We start from the raw sequence: 19,235 nt of genomic DNA on the forward strand, positions 1-19,235 counted from the left end.
TCAATCTCCTTCGAAGACAGGGCGGGTTTTCGCCGCGAATGCGCGATACGCACGATCGAAATCGCGCGTGGCCATGCAGATCGCCTGCGCTTGCGCTTCGGACTCGATCGCTTCGTCGACGCCCATGTTCCATTCCTGATGCAGCATCTTCTTCGTGATGCCGTGTGCGAAGGTCGGGCCGCCGGCGATCTCCGCCGCGAGCCTGGTTGCGTCCGCAACCAATTCGGAAGGCTCGCACAAGCGGTTGTAGAACCCCCACGCATAGCCTTCCTCGCCGCTCGCCGAGCGGCCCGTGAAGAGCAATTCGGAGGCGCGCCCCTGGCCGATGATGCGCGGCAGGATCGAGCATGCGCCCATGTCGCAGCCGGCGAGGCCGACGCGCGTGAAGAGGAACGCGAGCTTGCTGCGCGCGGTGCCATAGCGCATGTCCGACGCCATCGCGATGATCGCGCCCGCGCCCGCGCAGACACCGTCCACCGCCGCGATCACCGGCTGCGGACAATGCCGCATCGCCTTGACGAGATCGCCCGTCATGCGTGTGAACATCAGCAGCTCGGGGACGGCCAAGCCGATCAGCGGGCCGATGATTTCGTGCACGTCGCCGCCCGAGCAGAAGTTCTCGCCGGCGCCGTGGATCACGACGGCCTTGATGTCGGTCGCGTAGGGAAGCTGGCGAAACAGGTCGCGCAGCTCGGCATACGATTCGAAGGTCAGCGGATTCTTGCGCTCGGGGCGATTGAGCGTGATCGTCGCGACGTGCTCGCTCACCGACCAGCCGAAGTGGCGCGCCTCGTATTGCGCGAGCGTCGTGCGATTGCCCGCGAACAGGCCGTCTGCGGTGGATGTTGTCATGGGTATCAGCTCTTCAGGTTGTCGATCAGATGCTGCTTCAGCTTGCCGAGGCGCTGATGCATCCTCGATTTCTCGTCGAGGCCCAGGCCGCCGAACAATTCGACGACCCATTGCTCGTGCGCCACGGCCATCCGGTCGAACAGCTCGCGGCCCGCGGGCGTCAAGCGCACGCTGAACGCGCGGCGGTCGTTCGGATCGGCATCGCGCGCGACGAGTCCTTCTTTCTCCAGTTGATCGGTGATGCCTGTCACGTTGCCGCCCGTCACCATCAGGCGGCGCGAGATCTCGCTCATCTTCAGGCCTTCGGGATGGCGCTCGAGCTGCGCCATCAGGTCGAAGCGGGGCAGCGTCGTATCGAATTCGGCGCGCAGGCGGCGGCGCAGCTCGGCTTGCACGAGGTTGGTCGTCGTCAGCATGCGCAGCCAGAGGCGCAGGCCCATGTGACTGTCGGCGCCTGTGCTCATCTCGAGATCGACGACGTTCTCGGCGGGCTTCGGCGTGCCTTTGCGGGTGTCGTTCGGCGGCATGGCAGTTGCCTTCTTTCTGGCGGCGGATTTGTTCGTGGTCACGTGACTTCTCCGCCTGAAACGGATATCGATTGGCCCGTCATCGAGCCGGCTTCGGGCTGGCAGAGCCAGAGCACCGCATGCGCGACTTCGCCGGGCGTGACGAAGCGCTGCTGCGGATTGCCTTGCACGAGGGACGCCCGTGCTTCGGCTTCGCTGCGGCCCGTCTTTGCAATGATTTGATCAAGCGATTCGCGCAGCAAATCGGTCTCCGTGTAGCCGGGACAAACCGCGTTGACGGTCACGCCTTTGGTCGCGACTTCGAGCGCGAGCGAGCGCGTCAGGCCGATCACGCCATGCTTGGCCGCGCAATACGCGGCGACGTATGGATAGCCGATCTGCCCCGCCGTGCTCGCAACGTTGACGATGCGGCCGTCACGGCGCGCGATCATCGCGGGCAGCACGGCCTGCGTGCAGAGGAAGACGCCGGTCAGGTTGACGTCGAGCATGCGCTGCCATAGCGCCATGTCGGTCTTCGCGAACGGCGCGGCCTGAGCCTGGCCCGCGTTGTTGACGAGCACGTCGACGGCGTCGAAGGCTTTCGTCGCGGCGGCAAAGGCTTGCGTCACCGACTCCGCTTGCGTGACATCGACGCTCACGCAGCCGACTTCGCCGAGCTCGGCAAGACGCGTACGTTGCCATTCGAGCCGGGCGGCGTCGCGGCCCATCAGCGTGACGCGGGCGCCCGCGCGCAACAGTGCTTCGGCCGTCGCCGCACCGATGCCGCTGCCGCCGCCCGTGACGACCGCGTGCTTGTTGGCGAGCGAATGCGCGCTCATACCAGCTCCTCCGCGCGCTGCAAACGCTCGGCCGGCGTAGCGCGCGCGTTCTGCCCGGCCATCGCGCGCTCGCGTTCGAGATTGCGCTCGAGCTGCGACTTCGCCGCGGTGTACTGCTTCGGCCACGTCACATCGAGGTAGCCGATCTTGGCGGCTTCGGTGAGTGTCCATGCTGGGTTCGCGAGATGCGGGCGCGCGATCGCGCACAAGTCGGCGCGGCCCGCGGCGATGATGCTGTTGACGTGATCGGCCTCCGAAATCGCGCCGACGGCGATCGTCGAGATACCGGCCTCGTTGCGGATGCGGTCCGAGAACGGCGTCTGGAACATGCGGCCGTACACGGGCTTTTCTTCCTTGCTGACCTGGCCCGAAGAGACGTCGATCATGTCCGCACCTGCCGCCTTGAACGCACGCGCGATCTCGACGGCATCGTCTGGCGTATTGCCGCCCTCGACCCAATCATGCGCAGAAATACGCACGGAAATCGGTTTGTGCGCGGGCCACACTTCACGGATCGCGGCAAACACTTCCAGCGGATAGCGCAGGCGATTCGCGAGCGAGCCGCCGTATTCGTCGGTGCGATGGTTCGTGAGCGGCGACAGGAAGCTCGACAGGAAATAGCCGTGCGCGCAGTGCAATTCGAGCCAATCGAAGCCCGCTTCTTCAGCCATTTGCGCCGCGCGCACGAACTGCTGCTGGATTTCGCGCAGTTCCTCGCGGCCCGCTTCGCGCGACCATTGGCTGACGCCCTTCAGATATTGCTGCGGGGACGCCGACACGAGCGACCAGTTGCCATCGGGCAGCGGCTGGTCGATGCCTTCCCAGCTCACGCGCGTCGACGCTTTCGCGCCCGCGTGGCCGAGCTGCATGCCGATCTTCGCGTCCGAGTTCGCGTGCACGAAATCGACGATTCGGCGCCACGCCCGCAGATGCTCCGGCGTGTACATGCCCGGACATCCCGGCGTAATGCGCGCTTCGGGCGACACGCAGGTCATCTCCGTCATCACGAGCGCGGCGCCGCCCATCGCGCGCGCGCCGAGATGCATCAGGTGATAGTCGCCGGCAACGCCGTCGACCGCCGAATACTGCGCCATCGGCGAGACGACGACGCGGTTCTTCAACGTCACGCCGCGCAGCGTGAACGGCGTGAACATCGGCGGAATCGATTTTGTGCGTTGGTTTGTGTCGCGTGCCCGGCCATCGGCGCGCGACGCCAGCCAGTTTTCGAACGACGACAGATAGCGCGCGTCGCGCGTGCGCAGGTTCTCGTGCGAGATGCGCTGCGAGCGCGTCAGCAGCGAGTAGGCGAATTGCTCCGGCTCGAACGACACATAGCGATCGACATGCTCGAACCATTCCGTCGAATTGCGCGCGGCGTTCTGGATGCGCAGCACGTCGACGCTGCGCACGTCCGTGTAGTGATCGAGCGCGGCGTCGAGATCGCGCGGATGCGCGGCGATGCTCGTCGCGAGCTCGATCGCGTCTTCGAGTGCGAGCTTGGTGCCGGAGCCGATCGAGAAATGCGCGGTATGCGCGGCGTCGCCCATCAGGACGACGGGCGTCGTGCCGCCGTCTGCTCGCGGCTTGCGATGCACCCACTGCCGGTTGACGACGCGCGGAAAGCGAATCCATTGCGACGAGCCGCGCAGGTGCGATGCGTTCGACATCAGCGGATGGCCGTCGAGGTACTTCGCGAACAGGCGCTCGCAGAACGCGATGCTTTCTTCCTTGCTCATCTCGTCGAGGCCGGCGGCGCGCCACACGCGCTCGGGCGTTTCGACGATGAAGGTCGAGGTGTTGTCGTCGAAGCGGTAGGCGTGCGCCTGGAACCAGCCCCATTCGGTCTTTTCGAAGGCGAACGTGAAGGCGTCGAACAACTTGTTGGTGCCGAGCCAGACGAAGCGGCAGTCGCGCATGTCGATGTCGGGCTGGTACGTCGCCGCGTATTTCTGGCGGACCGCGCTATTGGCGCCGTCGCAGGCGACGATCAGATCGGCGCCGTAGGCGTCGTCGTCCGTCACGTTGGTTTCGAAGACGAGCTTGACGCCGACTTCTTCGCAGCGCGCCTGCAGGATGTTCAAAAGACGCTTGCGGCCAATGCCGCAGAAGCCGTGGCCCGACGAGCGCACCTTGCTGCCGCGGAAGTGGATCTCGATGTCGTCCCAGTGGTTGAACGCGTCGAGAATCATCTCGGCGCTCTTGGCGTCGGCGGCGCGCAGGTTGCCGAGCGTCTGGTCCGAGAACACGACGCCCCAGCCGAACGTGTCGTAGGGGCGGTTGCGTTCGACGACCGAGACCTCGTGTGCTGGGTTTTGCAGCTTCATCAACAGGCCAAAGTACAACCCGGCCGGGCCGCCTCCGATGCAGACGATGCGCATGTTTGCTCCTCGCGTGGTGTTGAGCTTAATTTAGTCATTGATATTTTAGGTGTCAAGTAATTTGACGGGGAGAATTTGGGGGTAGATCGGTTTGATCCGGGAGAATAAAGTCCGTCACGGATTTTTCACCATGTGGACTCCGGCTGAGTTTGCCTCGTGGTTTCCTTAATCTGGAATCTGGAATGGGTGGCAGGCGGTATTGGCAGGGCGTGGAGATTTGGCGGAATGTAGCGAAGTCCGTGACGGTACCCGCCAAGACTTTCATTCCATGAAGAATCATCGATTCAAGATGCTGGCGGCGGCTGCATTGTGGGACACCACATGGCAAAGAAGCACGCCGAAGAGCAAGCCGCACAACGTAAAGCCGAGCGGGCGCAATAGCAGGCGCGGTGATGGTCCGCCGTCGCTCTCGGCGCCATCACTTGTCCCCACATTTTGTTGGCAAAGCTGTGGACAACCTGCGGACAGGCATCGTAGGTGTTTGATGCACCGTGGGTATACCGCGCAGTCAGCGGCGTAGGCGCCAAGCCCCATTGGAGCCTGCACGGCGCGGCGCAGGCATGCTGGGCGGTTTCAAAACTGAGGCCCGGCAACTCGCAGGGTGAGAAACGACGTAAAGTGCACTTCCGTGCAGGAGTCGAGCCGGTAGCATCCCCCTTTACACTGACCCGCTCGCGCCCTGTGAAGTCGGTCGCGCTCACAGCTAAATTGCGAATCGTCTTTGCAGTTGGCATCTCGCGACTAAGGAGAAAGGTTGTAGCAACATGCCGAAAAGCCGCCATCTGGCGACCGGCATGCCGAATGACCGAGAACGGTCGCAAGTACGTGTTCAGTTTTGGTGAGACCGATCACTCTTGACCGCCGACATGCGAGGGCCCGGAAAGCGACATATAGCTGCCTGATCAAAGCCGGTACTTGAATGACGATAAAGGCCGAACTGCGGCCGGCGAGCTCCCGCGGGGGCATGAGAGTTCGACTTCGAGATCCGCCCTAGGCGCTAGGCGAAGTGACACGGTGAGAGCGAAAGCGCTGCGGGGATGAAAGATAAGAAGTACCCAAATGCGACTACCTAACCCGATCCGTCAGTTGCCACCGCGTGGACTGAAAGTTCGCGGGAACACCACGGGCGCATGCCGGTCTACGAGCCGATATCCCAGCGCCGGCCGATTCGATTCCCCAGCGACGTAGCCAGCTTCCTTGAGGAATCCCGCGGCAAGCATGCGCGTGCGGAAACCGCTTTTGTCCACCGGTCGGCCAAGCACGATCTCATACGCCCGCTGCAACTGTGGCAGCGTAAATGGCTCCGGCAGCAGGAAAGCCGGCAGGGACGTGTATTCGACCTTGCTGCGCAGCCGCTCAACCGCTGCCTCAAGGATGTCGTCGTGATCGAACGCGAGTCCGCGGTTCTGAGTCACCGCATCGACCTCGAACCACGCCACTTCGGCGGCATTCGCGCCTCTGATGAGAACCCCATTCTGAGCGGAAATCAGCGCGAACGAGACATGTGTGGCTGACCATCCGCGCGGGTCGCGCGTCGCGCTGCCCCAACTGCCGAGCTGCTCCAGATACGGACTCTTCACGCCGGTCTTCTCGAGCAGTTTGCGGCGCGCGCAGTCTTCGAGCGTCGCGTCGGCCGCTACGTCGACAAAGCCGCCCGGTAGCGCCCAGCACCCCGGATACGGTTCGCCGGCACCGACTGGCCGCTGCACGAGCAGAACCTGCAGTGCGTTATCGAGCACCGTGAAGATCACGACGTCGACCGTCGTGTACGGCAGAGAAAACTCGGAGCCCTGACGGACGTGTCGTCGGGAGGCAGAAGTCTTTTGTGTCATGGCGAACCAGAAAACTTGACGACCCTCATTCTAGGTTGTATTGTGCAACTCAAACAAGTTGTACTGTACAACTCAAAAGAGAGGCCATCATCATGTTCGGGATTCGATTCATCAAGTCGCAGCCGACCGTTCACCTGATGCAGTTCCAAGCCGGAAGGGTGGTGCGCGAAGGCGCCGGGCTGTCGTTCTTCTACTACGCCCCGGCGACGACGCTGGTGTCCGTTCCGGTCGCAAGCCAGGATCGCCCTTTCATCCTCGAACTGGTCACCGCGGATTTCCAGAGCGTGACCGTGCAGGGTCAAGTGACCTACCGCATCAGCGACCCGCACCGTACCGCAGCGATGATGGATTTCTCGCTGGGTAAGGACGGCCGGTCGTATGTCTCCGAAGATCCGAAGCGGCTCGGGGAACGTGTCGCGATGCAGGTCGAGGTGATCGTGCAGCAGGCCGTGCAGGCGCTGGAATTGAAGGAGGCGCTGCGCGCCTCGGCGTCGATTGCCCGCACGGCGCAGATGGAACTCGCCAACCAGCCCGAAATCGAGGCGCTGGGTCTGGAGATTCTGGGCGTCTCGGTGATGGCCGTGAAGCCGACCCCGGACATTGCCCGGGCGCTGGAAGCGGAGGCACGCGAGTCCAACCTCAAGGCGGCCGACGACGCCGTCTATCTGCGGCGCATGTCGGCCGTGGAAAACGAGCGCGCAATCCGGCAGAACGAACTGGATACCGACATCGCGGTCGAGCAGAAGAAGCGGCAAATCCGCGAGACGCAGATGGAAGCGAAGGCCACGCTGATGCGCAAGGAAAACGAGTTGCGTGGTGAGCAGATGGCGTCCGACATCGAACTCGAGGAAAAAGGCAAGGCATTCGTGGCGGGACAGGCACACAACAGCCGTACCCTCGCGGAGGCCGAGGCGCACAGGGTGGCGGCGGTGATGCAGGCGCTCGAGAAGGCCGATCCGCGTGTCGTCAACGCACTCGCCGCGGCCGGCATGCAGCCGGGCCAGTTGATCGCCCAGGCCTTTGGCGGGATCGCGGAACGGGCAGAGCGCATCGGGCAGCTCAACGTGTCGCCGGAGCTGCTTCAGGGACTCATGGGCGCGGGGGCGAGGGCAGCGTCATGAACGCCGAGGCCCGCAAGGTCGTGCTGGTGACGCGCCGCACGCGGCTCGAGGACCTGATTGCGCGGCATCACACGCTGGCGCAGGCGAAGTTCTACATTGAGCACCTTGGCGCCGATTTCTCGGACTACCTCGCCGAGAATGCAGCGTACGCGCGCAGCATGGACCTTACCGTGCGCGCGCTCGAGGACTGGGGGCGTTACCAGTTGGTTGACCGGAACTACCTGCTGAATTTCATCTTCGCGTCCGACGATATCGTCGTGGCGCTGGGACAGGACGGGTTGGTCGCGAACTCGATGAAGTACCTCGATGGTCAGCCGCTGATCGGGCTGAACCCCGAGCCTTCGAGGTGGGACGGCATCTTGCTTCCGTTCGAGCCGCGGGAGCTTGGGGCGGTACTCACTGACGTCGCTCACGGCCGCCGTCCGATGAAGGCGGTCACGATGGCGGAGGCGAGGCTCTCGGACGGACAGGTGCTGCGTGCCGTCAATGACCTTTTCATCGGCCCGCGCACGCATGCTTCGGCACTCTACGAGATCGAGTTGGGCAAGCGGCGCGAATCGCAGTCGTCATCTGGCATCATCGTCTCCACGGGGCTCGGTTCGACGGCCTGGCTCAAGAGCGTCGTGACGGGAGCGTTCGGCGTCGCACATGCAATGGGGGGAAGGGCTGGAAACGTCCAGTATCAGCCGCAGCCCTGGGATAGTCCCGAACTCACTTTCGCCGTGCGGGAGCCGTTTCCGAGCCGGGTATCGAGGACCGAACTGGTATTTGGCCACGTGAGCGCAGGGCAGCCGCTGCGTCTTCGCTCGCGCATGCCCGAAAACGGCGTGATCTTTTCTGACGGGATCGAGGCCGACTACCTGAGATTTACGGCAGGGATGGAAGCAACGGTGTCCGTCGCGGCGAGACAGGGGTGTCTGGTTGTGTAGTCCGTCAAGGCCCTTGGCTGCAAGGAAAGTGCACGTAATCGTGGAGGCGCGAGGTGCGCCGTTGGTGCGAGATTCACGACGAAACGGCAGAGGTCGCTCGGGCCAGTTTCGAATACCGTGACACGTCAGGCGCACGGGCGACCAGCGAGGCAAAGTCGGGCGGAGCGGTGTAGGGACCGTTTCCTCGCTTGGGTGACGGGACAGAGGCGACTTCCCTGCCAATGACCGAACGTCGTGTGGTTCGTGACAGTAAAGCTGCGAACTGGAAATGTTCGCTGACCAATAAAGTTGCAACCTAGCGAGTTCGTACGTGGGCAAACTCGTGCTCTTGGGTGTACTCCCAGTCCGTAGGTCGAGTGTGTTTTGCGCGATTTACCGACTGCCACCTACACTTTGGGTGCCAGATTCGGTCTACCCCTGGGGCACGCGGGCCGCTTCGCGTTTGGACGCGACGCGCATGCCCAGCCAGAGGTTTTAGGCTGACGTCGTCGCCCCTTCGAGCTGCGCCGCCACTTCATTGACTGCCTCGATCGTCAGCCGGACGATTTGGTCGACATCGGCGCGCGTCGCGACGAGCGGCGGCGCAAAGCCGAGGATGTCGCCGTGCGGCATCGCGCGCGCAATCAGCCCGCGCTGCAGCGCCGCCGCCGAGACGCGCGGCCCGACCTTGAGCGCCGCGTCGAACGGACGTCGCTCGTCCTTGTTGGCCATGAACTCGAGCGCCGCGAGCATCCCCGCTCCGCGCACCTCGCCGACGAGCGGATGCTCGTCGAACGCCGCATGCAGTTGCGCGAGCAAGTAAGCGCCGGTATCCGCCGCGTTTTGCGGAATCTTCTCGCGCTCGAGGATGTCGAGATTCGCGAGTGCCGCCGCCGCGCAGATCGGGTGGCCCGAGTAGGTCCAGCCGTGGCCCATCGCGCCGAACTCCTGCGATGCCTTGTCGATCACGTCCCATACGCGCTCGCTCACGATCACGCCGGAGAGCGGCGCATACGCGCTCGTCAGCCCCTTCGCGATCGTGATGAGGTCGGGCTCGATCCCGTAGTGCTGCGCGCCCATCTTCGAGCCGAGCCGGCCAAAGCCGCACACCACTTCGTCGCAGATCAAGAGGATGTCGTGCTTCTTGAGCACCTGCTGGATCGCGGGCCAATAGCCCGCCGGCGGCGGCAGGATGCCGCCCGTGCCCATCACCGGCTCGCCGATGAACGCCGCGATCGTGTCGGCGCCTTCGCGTGCGATCAGCTTTTCGAGTTCGTCGACGCAATACGCGACGAACTGCGCTTCGTTCATGCCCGTCGGCGCATTGCGATACCAATGCGGGCAGATCGTATGCTTGACGCGCTCGACCGGCAAGTCGAAGTACTGGTGAAAGCTCGGCAGGCCCGTGAGGCTGCCCGTGACGAGGCCCGAGCCGTGATAGCCGCGCTCGCGCGAAATGATTTTCTTCTTGTTCTTGCGCCCGAGCACGTTGTTGTAATACCAGACGAGCTTGACCTGCGTTTCGTTCGCGTCCGAGCCGGACAGGCCGTAGTAGACCTTCTTCATCCCCTCAGGCGCCCAGTCGATGATGCGCGACGAAAGTTCGATGATCGTATCGGTCGAATGACCCACGTACGTGTGGTAATACGCGAGCTTCTTCGCTTGCTCGTAGATCGCGTCGGCCACTTCTGTGCGGCCATAGCCGATGTTCACGCAGTAGAGGCCCGCGAAGGCATCGATGAACGTGCGACCCTCGTGGTCTTCGATGCGGATGCCTTTCGCGCCCGTCACGATGCGGCCCGGCAGCGCGCCGCTCGCGTGGTCGTGCGCGTGGGTCGACGGGTGCATGAAGTGCGCGCGATCGGCGCTGAAGAGGTTGTCGAGTTGAGTCATGGGTTGCTCCTTGAGTTGAGTCACGCCGCCGCTGCGGCTTGCGCTTGCGTCTAGGCGGCGGTCTCCGGCAAGCCGAGCTGGCCGAGGCAGAAGTATTTGGTTTCGACGAACGGCTCGAAGCCCTCGGCGCCGCCTTCGCGGCCGAGCCCCGATTGCTTCATTCCGCCGAACGGAATCGGCGCGCCCGTGAACTTCGCGCCGTTGACCGACACCATTGCGAAGTCGAGGCGCCGGATCAGCTGGAAGATCGTGTTGACGTTCGTCGCGCAGACGTAGGCCGCGAGCCCGTACTCGGTGTCGTTCGCATTCCGCACCACCTCATCGATCGTGTCGAATGAGGAGACGGCCGAAATCGGTGCGAAGTTTTCTTCGTCATAGATTCGCATGCCGGGTGCCGCATCGGCGATGACGGTCGGCTCGAAGAACCAGCCCCCGAGCGCATGTGGCACGCCACCAGCCGTTATGCGTGCTCCCGCTGCGCGCGCATCGGCCACACGCTCGGCAGTCGCATCGAATGCGGCCTGGTGCATGAGCGGCCCGACTTCGACGCCAGGCTCGAAAGGCGGGCCTACTTTCAGTTCGCGCACCGCGTCGCTGTAGAGCGCGACAAACGCGTCATATAAGGGCCGCGCGACGAAGATGCGATTCGCCGCGCAGCAGTCCTGGCCCGAGGTCTGGAATTTCGCGGCAATGGCCACCTGGACGGCCTGATCGAGATCGGCGTCCGCCGCGACGATGAACGGTGCGTTACCGCCGAGCTCGAGCGCGACCTTCTTTATGCCAGCGTGAGCTGCAACACGCGTGACGAGCGCCCCGACGCGCGTAGAGCCAGTGAAGCTGACCGAGCGCACGCGTGGATCGCCGACCAGGGTTTCCATCGCCATTTGCGGAGCACCGATCACGACGTTGAACACGCCGCGCGGGAATCCCGCTTCCTCGGCGAGTTGCGCCAGCGCAAGCGCAGAGAACGGTGTTTCGTGCGCGGGCTTCACGACAACCGTGCAGCCCGCGCCAAGTGCCGCCGCGGCCTTTCGCGTGATCATCGCCACTGGGAAATTCCATGGCGTGATCAACGCCGCGACGCCGACGGGCTCGATTACCGTGCCGGGGTGCGCGCCATCGATATGCGTTGGGATGTTCCGCCCGACAAGCCTCTTCGCCTCGTGAGCGAACCACTCAATGAAGCTTGCCGCATACTCGATTTCGCCGCGCGCTTCCTTGAGTGGTTTGCCTTGTTCGAGCGAGAGGATTGCGGCGAGATCGTCACGGTGGCACAGCACGAGTTCGTGCCAACGCGAGAGCGTTGCTGCCCGCCGGTTGACGGGCGTCCAGCGCCACGCGTCGAACGCGCGGTGGGCTTGCGCGACGGCGTGCTCGATTTGCGATTGCGTGAGCATCGGCACATGGCCGAGCAACGTTTGATCGGCGGGGTTGACGACCGCGACGCTCGACGCGTCATCGCTATGCACCCAGCGGCCGTCGATATAGCAGTGCGACTTGAATAGCACGGGATGACCGAGCAGCATTGCGATCTCCTCCTTTTTCTAAGCATCTATAGCGGTCACTTTACTTGGCGATGCGACACGGAATTTTTGGTTTTGAGGCCCTATGGTGCGCGTTTCTTCTGTTTCGGTGCGGCGGGCCTAACGTTTTTTTGCCGTGGCGAATCGCCGGTCACGAAGCGTCGGAACCCATTGCAGACCTTCGGGTGAGCCGGGCTGCGTGGACTCGCCGTCTATCTCAATCTCTAAAACGTGCCGCCCATTGATGGGTGGGCGAATTGTTCGCGTCAATGCTCGCAAGTTCAAAAAGAACCTCAAGATCGCGGCCTCAAAACCAAAAAATCCACACGCGCCGCCAGGGCAGAATGGGCTCCATATCGTTCAAGGAGGAGCAGACGACACGTTGCCCGGACATCCGGTCGTGTTCGAGTCGCGCTGCTACGTGAACGGCCGCTGGATTCATAGCGACAGCGCCAGCACGGTGACCATGCATAATCCGGCGGACCAATCTGCCATTGGCAATGTGCCCATGCTCGAGCGCACGCAGATCGTCGCCGCCGCGCGGCGCGCCGCTGAGATGAGGTGCAGCTAACCGCCGTAGGCCGCTACGGCGGATTTTCTCGTCCTCGTGGTCCTGCGTACGATGCGTTGCATGGTTTGCGCGCAGGCAAGAAGCACCGCGTGCGATCGATCAGAGGCATGCCAGGGCGTTGCCGAGTTGATGTCCTGTGCATACGGCCACGAGGGTGCAACACTGAACGGCGAATATGCCAACAGGAGCCTCGAGTGTTCGAATTACCCGCCACGAAGCAGAAGAACGTTCCGACGCAGCCTGCTTACCGCCCCTTTACATCCACCGACGTTCGTGCCGCTCACGCACTGTCGACGTCGATACGCTGGCCACACCGGCTGGAAGACTGGCAGTTCGCCGCCGACGCCGGCCTGGGTTTTGTCGCCGAGGAGAGCGGCAGTCTGATTGGCACTGCACTATGCTGGAAATTCGGAGCGGACGGGGCGACGATCGGAATGGTGATTGTGGCGCCCGAGCAGCAGGGCCGCGGAATTGGCCGTAACCTGATGGGCCTGCTGCTCGAAGAACTCGGCGAGCGGACCACCTTTTTGTACGCGACGCGTGCCGGTCAGCCCCTTTACGAAAAGCTCGGATTTCGCACATGCGGATCGCTCGATCAGCATCAGGGGACGGCCTCGGAACCGCCGGTAGTCGTGCTTGCACAGGGCGAGCGCTTGCGGCAAGTGAGCGAAGGAGATTTGCCGAGACTCATCGAGCTCGCCTCCTTGACGTGCGGACTGGACCGTAGCGCGATCCTGCCGGCGTTGTTGCAGATCGCGGAAGGTGTTGTGCTCGACCGTGAAGGCGAGATTATCGGCTTTTCACTGTTCCGGAAATCCGGGCGGGGACATGTAATCGGTCCGTTGGTCGCACTCGATTCTGCGGACAGCGTGCGAGCCAGAGCATTGATTGCGTATTGGCTCGCGGCGTATGAAGGCGTACCCGTGCGCATCGATGTCCCCGCAGGAGGGATGCTGACCGATTGGCTCGGCGGCTTGGGAATTGCCCACGTCAACGAGGTGACGAGAATGGTTCGAAATGCCGCGGCAGGTGTGGACGACGCAGCACGTGCGTTACCGTTTCGTGCCTATGGCATCATCAATCAGGCGATAGGTTAGCCAGGCAGCTAGCCGCATCTCCAACAAATTCGCGGGGATGCGGCCCGATTGTCGCGGCACTCCGGCGTTTAGCCAAATCTGGCCAAACGATAAGGAGTGGCATCGATTCGACTCGTCTCTCCAAGGACGAGATCCGCTGCAATTCGAGCGGTCGCGGGTCCGGTCGTCATACCGAAATGGGAATTGCCGAATGCGAGATGCAAACCTGAAACCGCACTCACCGGTCCAATCACCGGAAGGCTATCCGGTAAGGAAGGGCGCATACCCATCCATATAGTAGGTTCGTCATGAGTCAGGTTGGGGAAAAGCGCCTTCGCCTGCGAAACGTATCGCAGTGCGATGCTTTCGGCAGGTGGTTCATATCGGTCGACGAATTCCACCCCGCCCGTAATGCGAATTCCTACTTCCATCGGCGTAATGCCAAGTCCGCGAGAACTCACTGTCAAAGTATGCTGCAATTTCAGGTTTGCATTGGGAAGGGTCGCGTGATAGCCTCGCTCCGCTTCGAGCGGCACGTTGATGCCGAATGGTTTCAATAGTTCGTGGGAGAATACGCCGGCCGCAACGACGACATCGGCCGCGTGCCGATTGGAAATGTTCGTCATGACCATGATCCCTTGTTCTTTGGGGATAAGCTTAAGCGCCTTTTCTGACACTAACTGCCCACCTTCATTGAGAAAAGCTTCGCCGATCGATCCCACGAGGCGTGCCGGATTAGTGGTGTATCCATTGCCGGGAACGATGACTCCGCGCGTAATGTCTCTGGCTATACCCGGAAACATTTCTCGAATCTCGTCGGCAGTAAGGACTTCTACCTGCGTTCCGTGGCGCTCCCGAATGGCTTGCTGAGCTCTGGCGTTTCGCGGGGGCATATCATTCGTTGCGGCCAGATGAACCTGACCATTCCGCCGGACCAGTTCCGTGTGCCGTTGAGGCCCAACCAATTCTTTCCAGTATTCGTGCGTATCCTTCGCGAGCGCTCGCATCGCATCTGAGATTTCCATTACCCGGTCAATGCGTCCTGCGCTGATCCATTTGAGCAGCCATGGCGCTACCTTCAGGAAGTAGCGCTTGCGAAGGATCAGGGGGCCGTTAGGGTCGAGAAGCCACCCAGGAACCCGACTCAGCATGCCCGGCATGGCAATGGGAGCTGCGTTGTTCGCGCTGATCATGCCGGCATTGCCGAACGAACAGCCTCCTGCGGGAGGAAAAGGATCGAGAACGGTCACTTTCTTTCCAGCGCGCTGAAGAAATAGCGCGGTAGCAAGGCCGACAACTCCCGCGCCAATGACAATTACATTATCTTTGCTTGTTTCCAATTGAGTTCCTTAACTAAGGAGGGGGTGTCAGGCTCGCGCGCTCTTTCAGTCTTCGTGTCCGTGGGCACAGCCGGCCGAGGTGAAACATGCTCGCGTCGTGGCGGGACGTCGGGCGCCGTATGGAGTGAGATGTCTGAAACAGGAGAAGCTCAGGCACGAAGGAAGCGCTCGACCATGGGGTCGAACCAGCATCGAGTCGTGAAGGCATTCCATTTGCGATCTATGTGGAATTGTGTGGCGCGCCACGCACTTGCCCTCTACGAGGACCGTTGCTTATTGAAAGCGCGAGCGACACCGACCGACAGTAGAAATAGACTAATCTTCAGGCGCAGGCGGTCGGGCGCATCGAAGTCATTAGTTTCTCAATTCGCCGCGTGAAATAAAAATCAGCTTTCGATATAGGCCATAAGCAGGGCGGCCAGGAAAAGATCAGACTGTCTCGCGAGCTCGCGATCCTCGGTGGAGGCGGGGGACCCGAAGTCGCCAAGGTAGGAAGGACTGTTATTCGCAGGGCGAGTGGGTGAGAGCGTATCGATTGTGCCGTGTATGGGCACCGATCTAAAGACTGCTCAGAAGCGCAGAAAGGTAAGTTCGATCTCGATGGCGGCGACGCATCCAGCGGGTTTTAATTCTGGAATCGCCGCTTCTACTGGGTCGACGCCATCGATGCATGAATCTGCTTTACGGCATCGTCGACCAGCTTCAGAAATACGGAATGGTCGACATTCGCCTTCCTGCCCGGCACGGTAAACGTACTGAAGTTGAGTTTCGTTACCGGCTCGAATGGGCGACAAGCGACGGTCCCGTGCCTAAAAAGATAGGCTGCGAATGGGGCGACAATTGAGAATCCGATGCCCGCTTCAACCATCGCTAGCGCAGTCAACGCCGCCGGGCACTCCGCTACTGCGGGCGGTAAGCCACCGACATCCGCGAAGGCGGCCTCGACGATGTCGTCGATGTGTTCCACGTGTGAGAGGCTGATCATCGGTTCGCCACAGAGATCGCTGGCCGAGATCACGCTTTTGCAGGCGAGGGGATGTCGTGCGGGTAGCACGCAAACCATCCGCTCGGACGTAAGCAACGTGGAGCTTACGCCGGGAATTACCGGCTCTTCGAGCCCAAAGCCGATGTCGAACTTCTGCGACGCAACCAGCGCCTGAACATTGTCTGATCGACGGGAGACAACGGAGAAATGGACGTCGTCAACCGTCTCGCGATAGGCGCGGATCGCGATCGGCAACACGGCGGTGGCAAACGCGGGGGTCGCTCCGATCACGACCTTGCGCATTTCTTGTTTCGCAAGGCGAGCACAGAACGTATTCACCGCATCGAGCCCCGAGAACGAACGCTCGATCTCCTCAAAGATCAGCTCCGCCTTTCGCGTGGGAACCAGGCGGCCTGCATGGCGCTCGAAAAGCGGAAAACCCAGTCGCTCTTCCGCTTCCTTCACGAGATTGCTCACTGCCGGTTGCGTCACATGCAGCCGCGCGGCGCCACCGGTCACCGAGCCAGTCAGAAGTACGGCGTATATGGTCTCAACATGCCGAAAGTTTAACGGGCGCGCCATGACTCTAAGGGTTGATGCATGAAAGGTACATTTTACTCTTCCAGAGTCTCAACGAGTTTCGTAAGACTCGATTCGCGGTACCTTCATGTCATGCCTTGGCGTCGTTCCGGCCACGCGCCGAAAAGGTCGGCCCAGGTGACTCTGGTCGAAGAGGCCCACTGCCGTTGCGACTGCACTCGGTGGCACGCCAGGCCACAAGGCGAAGGAGAGCGCCGGGGCGGACGCGCGACTCCTGCCACGCGTATCCGCCTCTTCGAATCGTCAGCGCCAGTGCCACTTCTTGAGCAGCGCGTCGAGTGTGCCGTCAGCCTTCATTGAGTCAAGTGCGGTATTGATCTGCTTGAGCAGAGTAGCGTTTCCCTTTTGCACGGCAAACGAGATGATGTCGTCCTTTGCCATCGGTGAGTAACCGTTCACTACGTGCATGCCCTTAAAACCGCCCTTTGCTTCCTCATATTTCAGCTTGGGATAATCGTCGATGCCTACATCGATACGACCAAGCTCAACATCTCGCACGATGTCAGCCGTCGTGTCGTAGAGCTTGACCTCTTCAGCATTGTAATTGTTCTTCGCCTTGAGCATGTCGACGTAATCGGTGCCAGACATAGCCCCAATCTTTTGGCCCGCAAAATCGCTCGGACTTCTGTAGACCCGCGTGTTACTGTCCTTGATGATGAGCCCTTCGGGGTCCGTCGCTACAGGCTGTGAGAAATCCATGACCTTCTCCCGCAGAGGAGTGGGGGAGAGCCCTGCCGCGATCAAGTCGAGTTTCCCGGAGATAAGTGACTGAGTGAGCGCGCCATTCGGGATCGTTTGCCACTGGAGATCAAAATGACTTCTCTTGGCAATCTCTTGAGCGACGTCCGGCATCAGGCCGACATAGTTCCCCGTGTTGATGTCAAGAAATCCGGTAGGCGCACTGGACGGGGTTGATCCGACTCTTATTACTGTAGCGGACGAAATCTGAGGCGTCCCGATTGAAACAATACCGAAAACTACCGTTGAAAGAAGCGTTGCTTTCGCTCGCTTGGAAAAACCGGAGAAAATTCCAGATAATTTTGCATGGTTCATTGCTGAGTCTCCTTTGGATTGATATAAAAATAATGCGTGCATCACGCGGATAAATCTGATTTGGCGATCGGTCTACCTGCCCGGCTAGTGCCGGCGAAGTCACTCTTCAATCAGTTGATGTCAAGGCATGGAATCTCGCTAACTATCCGCAACCTTGAGCCGCTTTGTTCGGTGACGATTTCGGCGAACCACCGAGCACCCGGCGCAAAAAGTCTTGAGTCTTCTGCTCTGTCGGAGAGGTCAACACCTGCGACGCTGGGCCTTCTTCGACAATCTTGCCGGAATGAAGGAAACAGACCCGATCTGCAACATCCCTGGCGAAACTCATCTCATGGGTTACCACAATCATCGTCATACCATCTGCGGCGAGCCCGCGCATAACACTCAGGACTTCACCCACCAGTTCGGGGTCCAGCGCTGAAGTCGGCTCATCAAAAAGCATCGCCTTGGGCGACATGGCGAGCGATCTTGCGATGGCAACCCGTTGCTGTTGTCCACCAGAAAGTTGAGCCGGATAGGCGTCGCACTTGCTTCCAAGGCCTACGCGATTGAGTAGATCAACGGCCTTTTTTCGCGCACTTGCGCGCGGCTCGCGATTGACGTAAACGGGTCCCTCCATGACGTTCTCTAACGCAGTCCGATGAGGAAAAAGATTGAAGTGCTGGAACACCATGCCAATACTTCGTCGAAGCTCATTGATGTCCCGGGCATGAGAATCAACCTTCCTTCCCAATGCGACAATCGAGCCTTTTTCATAGGATTCGAATCCATTGATGCACCGGAGCAAAGTCGATTTGCCGGAGCCGGACGGACCGATGAGGCAAACGACTTCGCCTTCGGCGACGTTTGTCGTCACGCCTTTGAGAACTTCGTTGTCTTTGAAACACTTGTGAACATTACTGATTTCAATCATGACTTGCTCCCTCGCTTATGCCGTCCGAACCGGGACTCAAGAATTTTCGTAAGTCTGATCAGCGGCATTCCCATAATCAGGTAAAAGCACGCGACCATCGTATAGACAGTCGTGTTGTCGAAAGTCGAGAACGCGATCAGCTGCCCTTGTCGTGTTACCTCAGTAACGGCGATAGTTGACGCAATCGCCGAGTCCTTCAGGAGCATGAGCAGGGTATTGCTGTATGGGGGCAGTGCGACTCTAAACGCCTGAGGCAGAATCACCCTGTACATCGCCTTCACCGTGCTCATCCCGATCGAGCGCGCAGCTTCCAGCTGACCTTGATCGATTGATTCAATCCCTGATCTGAATATTTCAGAGATGTAAGTCGAATATGCGAACCCCAATCCCGCGATACATGCCTGCAGTGACGTGAGCTTGATTCCGATATCGGGAAAAACAAAGTAAATGTAAAAAAGAAGAACGAGCATCGGCAAAGCGCGAACGGCATTGACCATCGCCGTTACTGGCACTATCAGCCACGAAATCTTCGATATCGTGCAGAATGCCCACATTAATCCTAGAGGGGTGCTGACCAAAAGTGAGAGAACCGTGATGACGACGGTCATCTTCGCCCCATCAAGAAGAAATGGCATATATGCCGGTACGTTACTCCAATGCATAGGACCTCTTGTACTATCTGTTAGCTGTTTTCCTGGAGGAAAACCCGAATACGAATTTGTATAGGATATCGAATTGTCTTCGTTGGTACCGCGGACAATATCCGTCCACGCCTGCTAAGAGTTTCGAGCCTATCCCCTCATGGATCTCCCGGTCGGGAGCCTCGTGTAGATCGTTGTCTCTAT

General features: G+C 60.8%; 15 protein-coding genes and 1 pseudogene. 4 read left to right on the forward strand and 12 right to left on the reverse strand.

What is annotated here, in order from left to right:
• From FAZ69_RS14915 to FAZ69_RS14935, 5 genes are all read right to left on the reverse strand, one after another.
• Positions 1 to 852 (reverse strand): enoyl-CoA hydratase family protein, encoded by an 852-nt coding sequence (locus FAZ69_RS14915; protein WP_136895780.1) that lies wholly within the window; start codon positions 850 to 852, stop codon positions 1 to 3.
• Positions 853 to 857: 5 nt separating this feature from the next.
• Positions 858 to 1,379, reverse strand: a complete 522-nt coding sequence (locus FAZ69_RS14920) for a MarR family winged helix-turn-helix transcriptional regulator (RefSeq protein WP_136895878.1) — start codon at positions 1,377 to 1,379, stop codon at positions 858 to 860.
• Positions 1,380 to 1,417: 38 nt separating this feature from the next.
• Positions 1,418 to 2,197: an SDR family NAD(P)-dependent oxidoreductase gene (locus FAZ69_RS14925; protein ID WP_136895782.1), complete on the reverse strand. Its 780-nt coding sequence runs from the start codon at positions 2,195 to 2,197 to the stop codon at positions 1,418 to 1,420.
• Positions 2,194 to 4,575 carry a bifunctional salicylyl-CoA 5-hydroxylase/oxidoreductase gene (locus FAZ69_RS14930; RefSeq protein ID WP_136895784.1) on the reverse strand — a complete coding sequence of 794 codons (2,382 nt, stop codon included), beginning with the start codon at positions 4,573 to 4,575 and terminating at the stop codon, positions 2,194 to 2,196. Before FAZ69_RS14930 ends, FAZ69_RS14925 begins: the two co-directional genes overlap by 4 nt.
• 1,082 nt (positions 4,576 to 5,657) lie before the next feature.
• Entirely contained in the window at positions 5,658 to 6,407 is a 750-nt protein-coding gene (locus FAZ69_RS14935; RefSeq protein ID WP_136895786.1) for an NUDIX hydrolase, read from the reverse strand.
• Between the two features lie 92 nt (positions 6,408 to 6,499).
• Here FAZ69_RS14935 and FAZ69_RS14940 point away from each other — a divergent pair, with 92 nt between their 5' ends.
• Positions 6,500 to 7,528, forward strand: coding sequence for an SPFH domain-containing protein (locus tag FAZ69_RS14940; protein WP_136895788.1), 1,029 nt, complete (start codon positions 6,500 to 6,502; stop codon positions 7,526 to 7,528).
• A complete protein-coding gene (locus FAZ69_RS14945) occupies positions 7,525 to 8,457 on the forward strand; it encodes a diacylglycerol kinase catalytic domain-containing protein (RefSeq protein WP_136895790.1) in 933 nt (310 codons plus the stop codon). The genes FAZ69_RS14940 and FAZ69_RS14945 overlap by 4 nt, the downstream gene beginning before the upstream one ends.
• A 474-nt stretch (positions 8,458 to 8,931) precedes the next feature.
• On the opposite strand, the gene FAZ69_RS14950 is transcribed toward FAZ69_RS14945, so the two are convergent.
• Entirely contained in the window at positions 8,932 to 10,329 is a 1,398-nt protein-coding gene (locus tag FAZ69_RS14950; RefSeq protein ID WP_136895792.1) for an aspartate aminotransferase family protein, read from the reverse strand.
• Positions 10,330 to 10,379: 50 nt separating this feature from the next.
• Complete coding sequence (locus FAZ69_RS14955) at positions 10,380 to 11,855, reverse strand: NAD-dependent succinate-semialdehyde dehydrogenase (protein WP_136895793.1); 1,476 nt, start codon at positions 11,853 to 11,855, stop codon at positions 10,380 to 10,382.
• Between the two features lie 379 nt (positions 11,856 to 12,234).
• Between FAZ69_RS14955 and FAZ69_RS14960 the strand changes: the two are divergent.
• Positions 12,235 to 12,402, forward strand: a pseudogene (locus FAZ69_RS14960) (NAD-dependent succinate-semialdehyde dehydrogenase); the annotation flags it as partial.
• Between the two features lie 215 nt (positions 12,403 to 12,617).
• The gene (locus tag FAZ69_RS14965) at positions 12,618 to 13,520 is read left to right on the forward strand and encodes a GNAT family N-acetyltransferase (protein ID WP_240702235.1); all 903 of its coding nucleotides are present in this window, start codon (positions 12,618 to 12,620) and stop codon (positions 13,518 to 13,520) included.
• 68 nt (positions 13,521 to 13,588) lie between these two features.
• Here the strand turns inward: FAZ69_RS14965 and FAZ69_RS14970 are convergent, their stop codons facing one another.
• From FAZ69_RS14970 to FAZ69_RS14995, 5 genes are all read right to left on the reverse strand, one after another.
• Positions 13,589 to 14,839: an NAD(P)/FAD-dependent oxidoreductase gene (locus tag FAZ69_RS14970; protein ID WP_136895795.1), complete on the reverse strand. Its 1,251-nt coding sequence runs from the start codon at positions 14,837 to 14,839 to the stop codon at positions 13,589 to 13,591.
• Positions 14,840 to 15,485: 646 nt separating this feature from the next.
• The gene (locus tag FAZ69_RS14975; RefSeq protein ID WP_136895797.1) at positions 15,486 to 16,406 is read right to left on the reverse strand and encodes a LysR substrate-binding domain-containing protein; all 921 of its coding nucleotides are present in this window, start codon (positions 16,404 to 16,406) and stop codon (positions 15,486 to 15,488) included.
• A gap of 261 nt (positions 16,407 to 16,667) precedes the next feature.
• Positions 16,668 to 17,477: a substrate-binding periplasmic protein gene (locus tag FAZ69_RS14985; protein ID WP_169708654.1), complete on the reverse strand. Its 810-nt coding sequence runs from the start codon at positions 17,475 to 17,477 to the stop codon at positions 16,668 to 16,670.
• Positions 17,478 to 17,619: 142 nt separating this feature from the next.
• Positions 17,620 to 18,390 (reverse strand): amino acid ABC transporter ATP-binding protein, encoded by a 771-nt coding sequence (locus FAZ69_RS14990; RefSeq protein ID WP_136895801.1) that lies wholly within the window; start codon positions 18,388 to 18,390, stop codon positions 17,620 to 17,622.
• Positions 18,387 to 19,052: an amino acid ABC transporter permease gene (locus tag FAZ69_RS14995; protein WP_136895803.1), complete on the reverse strand. Its 666-nt coding sequence runs from the start codon at positions 19,050 to 19,052 to the stop codon at positions 18,387 to 18,389. The genes FAZ69_RS14990 and FAZ69_RS14995 overlap by 4 nt, the downstream gene beginning before the upstream one ends.
• Positions 19,053 to 19,235 lie beyond the last annotated feature (183 nt).

This window comes from Trinickia terrae (genome assembly GCF_005144415.1).
GTDB lineage: Bacteria > Pseudomonadota > Gammaproteobacteria > Burkholderiales > Burkholderiaceae > Trinickia_A > Trinickia_A terrae.